The sequence below is a fragment of the Paracoccus lichenicola genome (assembly GCF_009708075.1).
In the GTDB taxonomy this organism is placed as follows: domain Bacteria; phylum Pseudomonadota; class Alphaproteobacteria; order Rhodobacterales; family Rhodobacteraceae; genus Paracoccus; species Paracoccus lichenicola.
On record NZ_WMBT01000034.1, the window covers coordinates 1 to 7254 of the forward strand.

Below are 7254 nucleotides of genomic sequence, written 5' to 3' on the forward strand. Positions count from 1 at the left end.
AAAAAAAGGCGCCGAATAATCGGCGCCTGATGATTTTCAGAACGGCTGAGGGTTTAGCCACGGCCCCGGCGACGGACTGCACCCAAGCCGGCGATTGCACCACCTAGCAGCCAAACAGCACCAGGCAAGGGAACCGGGGCCGGACCGCCGCCGCTGATCTCAAGTTCCAGCTTCTTCTGTACGGCATCGGAAAAGTCGCCAAAAGTCGCCGCTGAAACTAGAAAAGAACCATCTCCTCCGACCACATAGTTTGAATAGAAGTTTTCTATTGAGGCTGATCCACCAATGGGCAGTCCGTTGATGCGGTCAACACCAGCGGCCAGGGCGGCATCACGTGCCGCTGCGGTCAATACGGCGCTACTCGTCCCATCACCGGAGACATCAATCACCTGACTGGTTCCATCGTAATCGTTGGTATTGAAGCGAGGATAGCCAAAGTTAATGGCGCTATCGATGTTGGTTCCGCCCGAGAAGGGCCGTGCAGCGATGGAGATGGCATCGGCAAAAGCATTGATGCTGTCCATGCTGTCGAGTAGCGACCAGCCCACAGCCACTGCCTGCTGACTAGCCGAGGACCAATAGATCAGTTCTGCAGCAATCTTGCCCAAACGGCCGTTTCCGGTGCTTAGGATGGCATCCTGAATGGTGCTGCTCTTGAACGCGTTGACATAGCCATCGCGCTGTAACGCGAACTCGCTGGAACTGACACTACCAGAGACATCGACAAGCAGTTGTAATTCAACATCTACAAGGGTGGCTGCATCGGCGGCACTGAGGGAAGCGACGGACACTGCGCCAGCTAGGGCGAGAGAGAGAACATGCTTCATGATTTGACCATACCTTTTCACTAAGTAATGCAAGCATTGTCATCGAGGCGGGTGGAGGATCAGACCACTTTAGCAGCAAATAAAATTCAACAAATATTTATTTTCCAATTAAAGAGTTGAATTTCAATTATGAATTCACCTTAAGGCTGCATGCTAAAGTTTAGCGGCTGATGAGAATCAGGCCGAATAAAACAGGACGGTGGACCAATGGTCAGTTCGAGCGGATGAACCGCACGATCAAGGAGGCGACCGTCAAGCGCTTCCATACTGAAAACCTAAAGTGCCACTTCTCCTTTATGGTTACAATTCATGACCATAGTCCCGGTCATGACCTTTGCGTTCCCGCTCGCGGACCCGCTCCTGCTCCCTGACGCGTTCGGCCTCCTGCCGTTCCTTGGCCAAGCGCTCCTGCTGCAAGCTGGCGACGCGCTCGGCCGCCGCATTTAGATCGATGATTCGCGCTGCTTCGCGCAATCGCTCGGCCAAGCTCCTGGCGCTTTCAGGCTCCCGCGTCGGGCTATGGTCTGCAGAAGGTCGGTCCTGACGGGCTTCCCAGGCTGCCCGCAGCTGCGCTGCGAGGTCGGAACCAGAGTCCCGAGTGTGCTCAGGTGTCTGACGCCTGCCGTGGCGGGCAGACGCCAGATCCTGTCCCTCGTCGCGAACTGCGCCGCGATCGGGGCTAGCATGGGCAAGCTCATGCCCTGGCGTCAAGCGCTCCATCGTCCGCCCCAGCCATTCCCGCACCTGGCCGGATAGCCGCTCCGCCACCCGCGCCACCTCAAGGGCCTGCGCCTTGACCTCGCGCCACAACTGGACCGCCGCGACCTCGATGCCGCGCTCCTTCAGCTGCCACGCGCCAAGGGACAGCTGCGGCAGGGGCGCTCGGTCTAGTTCCACAGCCCGCACCGTCTCACGCAGGGCCTCGGCCTCGTCGCCGCGCTCCCGCGCCTGCACAGAGCGCTCCAAGGCCTCCTCCCGCTGCGCTTCCAGCGTCCGGTGGTCGATCCGCACCTCGTGGCCGCAACGCTCCAGGGCATGGTTGCTGTCGCGCGCCCAGGCCTCGCGCCAGTCCTCCAGCAGCTCCTTGGCGTTCCAGTCACGGTTCTTGGTGGAAAAGCCGTCGGGGCCGATCTCGCGGGTGGTCAGCAGGATATGCGCATGGTGGTTGCGCTCGTCGCCTTCGCGCCCCGGCGCGTGCAGGGCGATGTCCGCGACCATGCCGCGGTCCACAAAGGACCGCTGGCAGAAGTCGCGGACCAGTTCGATGCGCTGCGCGCGATCAAGCTCGGCCGGCAGCGCCACGCGGATTTCGCGGGCGAGCTGGCTGTTCTTGCGCGTCTCGGTCCGCTCGACCGCGTTCCACAGCGCGGCGCGATCCTGGACCCACTCGGGCGATCTCTCGGGGGCAAGGATCTCCACATGCTCGACACCGCCCCGCGCCCGGTAGTCGAAACTGAGGCCAGTACGCTCATCGTGGATGCGCTCGCCGGAACGGTAGGCGGCAGCGCCGGTGGCGCTGCGTCCGGCCGAGCGGGAAATCATCGTGGCTCGCAGGTGATAGATCGCCATGTCCGTCGCGCTCAAGCCAGGGGTTCAAAGGGGAGTGCAGCATCCCCTTTGCCCACACAAACGCGCAGCGTTTGTATAAGTGGGCACTTCGTGCCTTGCACCGTAACCACTCTGGGGCCAGTCTTGCAACCATTAGGAGAACAAGGGATTGCAGAATGGCGCGAACCATTGATCAGCAGATTGCCGAGGCGCAGGCCCGGCTGAACCGGCTCAAAACCAGGGCCAAGGCTTCAGAGACACGCCGCAAGATCATCGTTGGGTCTGTGCTCACCACGGAAGCCTTGAAGGATCCGAAGATCGCCCGCTGGATGGCCGCCACCCTGCGCAAGACCGTCACCCGCGAGGTCGATCAAAAGGAACTGGTGGGACTGCTGGCCGAGCTCGATGCCAAGGCGCAAAGCGTTGGGGCGGGTGAGCCGTGAGCGTCAAGGATCCCTTCCAGGCTCTGGTTGATGAGATCACCCTGGTCCGCAACGATGTCGAACGCCTTCAGCGGACCAGCCTGGATCGTAAGGAAGCGGAAAAGCTTAATGCCGTGGTGGCCCAGGGTCTCGACCGCATGGCCAAGGTCGGCCCGGCCCTCCAGCAGCGGATCGAGCAAAGCCTGGCCACCGCCGCCCTCGATCTGCGCCAGCACACCGTCTATGCGGCCACGGAAGGCGCCAAGGAAGCCATCCGCGCAGCACAGCTCGAAAGCATCAAGGCCGCAGGAGACCTCCGCAAGGCCGCCGGAGAGGCCCGCAGAGAGGCCTGGAGGTGGTTTGGCGGGTTCTGGGTCTGGTTGGTCTCTGCCGTCCTCACAGGGGCGCTCCTGGCCCTCCTGGCGGCCTTCTGGATCGTGGAAAGCGGCAATGCCCGCGAGTTCGGGAAATATCCCGGCATCTTTTGCGATCGGGCCGGTGGAACGATCGTGACCAATGCGGACGGCTACAGGTTCTGCGGGATCTGGATCGACAAGCTGCCGGAGCAGGCCAGCGAGTAAGCTGACATTTCCACCTACCCCGTTGTCAGCTATGGTGATGGAGGCTGATCCACCTTCGGGACTTAGGTCCATCAGCCTCCGCCAGGGCGAAACGTGGAATGGGCTGCCGCTGCGGGGTTTCCGGACTTCCCGACACACAAAAACCGGGCCTTCGCTGGATCGACTAGCCACCAGGACAAGCCAAGGACTGAGGGGGGCAATGCGTCCTGTGTCTCAGACTGCCCCGCTGCTAGCGGGGCATACTGGAGAAACTGTCACTCGGGACCAAAGACTATGAACCAGGGCACCCTTTAACAGCCCGAACAACCTCTTTTCCGCCGATAAGGTTCCAGATAAGTCATTGATTTTATTATGGTTGAAACACGTAAAAGTGAGACAACCACGGGAGGAAAGATCTTCTCTCTCAAGGCGAAGGCAAACCGTAATCAACTTTTGGTTGTCCATTTGGACAAGTTGCCCTTGACGTTAGCGTCAGACATAACCCACCCGTCAGCCGAGCGGCCTTTGTGTTGTGTTTTACGAGTTCGGACCGCTCGGCTGGAAAATCCCTTGATCAAGGAAAACGCGGCATCGTCTTTGGCCGTATGCGTTACGGACTTCCGTATTTTCCAACAGGCGCTGCTTCAGATCGGCAAGCTTTGTCATGGTCTATTGGTGAGCCACGTCTGTTTCCAGCAGCATTCGCACGTAGCGCGTATAGGGTATGCCTCTCGCCTTTGCCTTTGCCTTCACCGCATCCAGGAGCGGGGCAGGAAGGCGCATGTTCAGCGAAGCCGCCTTTGGCTCGATCTCGAAACGCATCGGCTTGAACCCCGACAGGTCGTATTGGGTCAAGTCGGCCGTTTCGACGAACTCCTCTGCTTCTGCATCGCTGCGCAGAGGCGGGAGAGATTTAGGATCTGCCTTCATAGTGAGCGATCTCCTTCTGGTGCATGTAACGGGCGCTGATAGGCCGCAGCTTCGTCTGACCGTCGATGTCTCGCAGCATGAACACCACGAACACATAGCGGCCGGTGGCTGATTTCCCGATGGCTCTCTTCCGGGCCTCGTCAGGAAAAGGATCTGCCAGGACTGCAGGGGTTCCGATGAAGACCTCCTCGATCTCCTTTTGGGACACACCATGCTTGCCACATTTGGGCCAGTTGCCCTCGTCCCAATCGAAACCAGCAATCTTCATCCGATAGGTATCTACATCTGTCTACACAAACGTAATGTAGTTCTTTGCCTTTCTTTTGGAAAGGTCGATCAGAAGTGACAGCAAGGGAGGTCCTCCTGAGGGTGCGCGCTTGTCTGATCCTTCCCCTCCTTGCCTGATCCACCCCATCCGGTGCCGCCTAGTGCAACACTCTTGCGCGTCCGATCGACCGCTCGTCCCCCTTTCAGGGGCCTCACGGCCGATGCCAAAAACTCCACAGCCCGTCCGAAGGCGGGGGGTCGCCAGCTTCCTGGCGGGCGCTCCCCCCCGGCGCGCAAGCGCGCCCGGACTGTGGATTTTTTGGTCCTCCTAAGATCATAAGAAGGCGAAAAAATAAGTGTTTGATATTGCTTCTTTTTAAAGGGGGGGGTGCGTCATAGCTCATGTCGTAGGGGTGCGTCATAGCTCATGTCGTAGGGGTGCGTCATTCTTGGCAATTTTTTTGCCTAGTTTGTCAAATTTTTTGACTTGATAGGCTTAAGAAGAATTGCCATGCTTGTCCAAAATTTTGACATGGATGGCGCACCCCTGCGTCATAATTAGCAGTTTTGGACACGGGATGATGACTGAGCTTCCAAAGAAGAAAGGCCCTGGAAACTGGGTTCAGACAGAGCGGGCTGCGCATGAGGCTTGGGCAGGGTTAATTCAAAAAGCACCTAAAGCAGCTCAGCTCATGCATATCCTAACTGCTCGCGTTGGAGAGCATAACGCCGTTGTAGTAAGCCAGAAAACTTTGTCAGACTTAATGAAATGCAGCCGACGTACAGTCCAGCGTGCAGTAGATGTTCTAGTCGCAGACCGGTGGATCGAGATCCGCCAAATTGGCGAAAATGGCACCGTTAATGCTCACATCATCAATGACCGCGTAGCATGGACCGGAAAGCGGGATGGTATCCGATATAGCCTCTTTAGCGCAGCGGTTGTTATTTCGGATGCTGAGCAACCAGATGCAGCCGAATTGGGAAGTCAGGAGCCCCTGCGTCGTTTGCCTAGTTTGTTCCGAGATGAAGGGCAGCTACCTGCTGGTGAGGGTCTTCCTCCACCGTCACAGCCATTTTTGAGCGGAATGGAGCCTGATCTGCCTGCAACAAACCAGCAAGAGGACTTGGAATAGGACTCCTTGCAGCGCAACACTTGCAGCAAGAGGCAATGCAAAGGGACGCAAGGGGTGATGCAATACACTGCTGGAGAGGCTGCAAAGGCCACAGGCAAGAACATTGCCACTATTACAAGAGCAATAAAATCAGGGAAAATCTCTGCATCAAAGGACGCTTCGGGGGCTTGGAGAATTGAGCCCTCCGAACTGCACCGAGTTTTTCCTGCCCTTGCGCAAGTGTTGCGAAATTCTGAAATGCAACAAGACGCAATACCCACGCAAGACCAAGAATCCAGCTCTACTAAAGCTTTGGAAGAAGAACTTGCAGTCTTGCGTGAGCGGGTTCGAAGCCAAGACCAGCTCTTAGCTGATCGCGCTGATCAAATCGCTGATCTACGGACCAGGTTAGATCGGGAAGGAGAGGAGAGGCGTAAGCTAGCAGCCATTCTGACTGATCAGCGCCCTCGCTCTGTAGAAGTCAGTCCTGCAGAACCGGTGTCACCTTCCCTTTCTCGTTCCTGGTGGCCTTGGCGCCGATAACCTGAAGGATCTCACCAGACTTGGCTGTCCTACTAGGGAGAGCGCTACTTGAGGCGTGTCGCCCCCTCCAAGGGCAAGCCGGCTCCAATGCGACCTGGCAGATAAACAAAAAGGCCCGCATCGCGCGGGCCTTTTTCTTCATACCAACTACAGCAGAGTGTTAGAGTGTCCGATCGTAATCAGGCGGCTTTCCGACGTCGACGCAGGGCAGCCAGACCACCCACACCCCCCGTTCCGCGCCCATGCTCATCCCGTGTCATGAACTTCTTCGGCGGCTGCGACGAAGAATTGTGAAGGACAGGCTTTGGGCGGATTTCGATCTTGGGGCGTTACGGTCTGGAGCGGGCTTCCTGCCTTGATCCGAGGTCATAATGACAAAAGCTTTCTTGGGCGACGATGACAGCATGGAAACCCTTGTCCGGGACGTGATCCGCCGGTCATCCGTCCTCATGCCCGACCGAGCGTCGGCAGACCGATTGACTGAAGCCGTGCTGTTGCGCGCCATTGCTGAAAACAATAAAGGCCGGCTCACGGATCCTCGACTGCAGCTCATGGGCATGCTTGACGAAGAGCATCGCCTGCGCGCCAAGCGTTTCCTGAACTAAGGCCGGATGTGCTGCCCGATGACCGATATGCCATCACCGAAAGACGAGCGCGACTTGCCACCCCAGCTGAAGGCGCTGGCGCGGCGGCTTGCAGAGGCGCTCCGTGAGGCCCAACCCAAGACTGACGATGTCGCACCATCGGCGCGACACATCGCCCCTGCGTTGATTGTGTCCTAAAACCCCCTGGCGGCAGGAAGATCCTCAGCCCTGCGTAACCCGCTTGCGCCCCCCTGACTCCCACAACCTCTGGCTGTTCCCGCGCCGGCGCGGTTCCCGTGTCATAAAACCGGTTACGGCAAAGGGCGCAGCCAGGGGTTGAAAAAGGGGCGTGGGGAGGACCAAAAAAAGGCGCCGAATAATCGGCGCCTGATGATTTTCAGAACGGCTGAGGGTTTAGCCACGGCCCCGGCGACGGACTGCACCCAAGCCGGCGATTGCAC

8 protein-coding genes are annotated in these 7254 nt (G+C 58.3%); 4 read left to right on the top strand and 4 right to left on the bottom strand.

Going from position 1 to position 7254, the window contains the following annotated elements; all coding sequences use genetic code 11:
- Positions 1 to 53: 53 nt before the first annotated feature.
- Both GIY56_RS17835 and mobQ read right to left on the bottom strand, forming a co-directional pair.
- Complete coding sequence (locus GIY56_RS17835) at positions 54 to 827, bottom strand: DUF1194 domain-containing protein (protein WP_154766194.1); 774 nt, start codon at positions 825 to 827, stop codon at positions 54 to 56.
- 300 nt (positions 828 to 1127) lie between these two features.
- Positions 1128 to 2396, bottom strand: a complete 1269-nt coding sequence (mobQ, locus tag GIY56_RS17845; RefSeq protein ID WP_154766196.1) for a MobQ family relaxase — start codon at positions 2394 to 2396, stop codon at positions 1128 to 1130.
- Between the two features lie 155 nt (positions 2397 to 2551).
- Here mobQ and GIY56_RS17850 point away from each other — a divergent pair, with 155 nt between their 5' ends.
- Positions 2552 to 2818: a hypothetical protein gene (locus GIY56_RS17850; RefSeq protein WP_154766197.1), complete on the top strand. Its 267-nt coding sequence runs from the start codon at positions 2552 to 2554 to the stop codon at positions 2816 to 2818.
- On the top strand, positions 2815 to 3378 hold the full coding sequence (locus GIY56_RS17855; RefSeq protein ID WP_154766198.1) for a hypothetical protein: 564 nt from the start codon (positions 2815 to 2817) through the stop codon (positions 3376 to 3378). Before GIY56_RS17850 ends, GIY56_RS17855 begins: the two co-directional genes overlap by 4 nt.
- 648 nt (positions 3379 to 4026) lie before the next feature.
- Here the strand turns inward: GIY56_RS17855 and GIY56_RS17860 are convergent.
- Together GIY56_RS17860 and GIY56_RS17865 are read right to left on the bottom strand one after the other, a co-directional pair.
- Positions 4027 to 4383, bottom strand: coding sequence for a BrnA antitoxin family protein (locus GIY56_RS17860; protein WP_328288594.1), 357 nt, complete (start codon positions 4381 to 4383; stop codon positions 4027 to 4029).
- On the bottom strand, positions 4271 to 4555 hold the full coding sequence (locus GIY56_RS17865; protein WP_154766200.1) for a BrnT family toxin: 285 nt from the start codon (positions 4553 to 4555) through the stop codon (positions 4271 to 4273). Before GIY56_RS17865 ends, GIY56_RS17860 begins: the two co-directional genes overlap by 113 nt.
- A 577-nt stretch (positions 4556 to 5132) precedes the next feature.
- On the opposite strand from GIY56_RS17865, the gene GIY56_RS17870 reads away from it, so the two are divergent.
- Complete coding sequence (locus tag GIY56_RS17870) at positions 5133 to 5687, top strand: helix-turn-helix domain-containing protein (protein ID WP_230312627.1); 555 nt, start codon at positions 5133 to 5135, stop codon at positions 5685 to 5687.
- Positions 5688 to 6595: 908 nt separating this feature from the next.
- Positions 6596 to 6814, top strand: coding sequence for a hypothetical protein (locus tag GIY56_RS17875; protein ID WP_154766202.1), 219 nt, complete (start codon positions 6596 to 6598; stop codon positions 6812 to 6814).
- The last annotated feature ends 440 nt before the right edge of the window (positions 6815 to 7254 follow it).

Bases quoted from the DNA above. Each gene is read 5' to 3' on its own strand.
- GIY56_RS17835 (WP_154766194.1), bottom strand. From the start codon at position 827: ATGAAGCATGTTCTCTCTCTCGCCCTAGCTGGCGCAGTGTCCGTCGCT.
- mobQ (WP_154766196.1), bottom strand. From the start codon at position 2,396: ATGGCGATCTATCACCTGCGAGCCACGATGATTTCCCGCTCGGCCGGA.
- GIY56_RS17850 (WP_154766197.1), top strand. From the start codon at position 2,552: ATGGCGCGAACCATTGATCAGCAGATTGCCGAGGCGCAGGCCCGGCTG.
- GIY56_RS17860 (WP_328288594.1), bottom strand. From the start codon at position 4,383: ATGTGTTCGTGGTGTTCATGCTGCGAGACATCGACGGTCAGACGAAGC.
- GIY56_RS17865 (WP_154766200.1), bottom strand. From the start codon at position 4,555: ATGAAGATTGCTGGTTTCGATTGGGACGAGGGCAACTGGCCCAAATGT.
- GIY56_RS17870 (WP_230312627.1), top strand. From the start codon at position 5,133: ATGATGACTGAGCTTCCAAAGAAGAAAGGCCCTGGAAACTGGGTTCAG.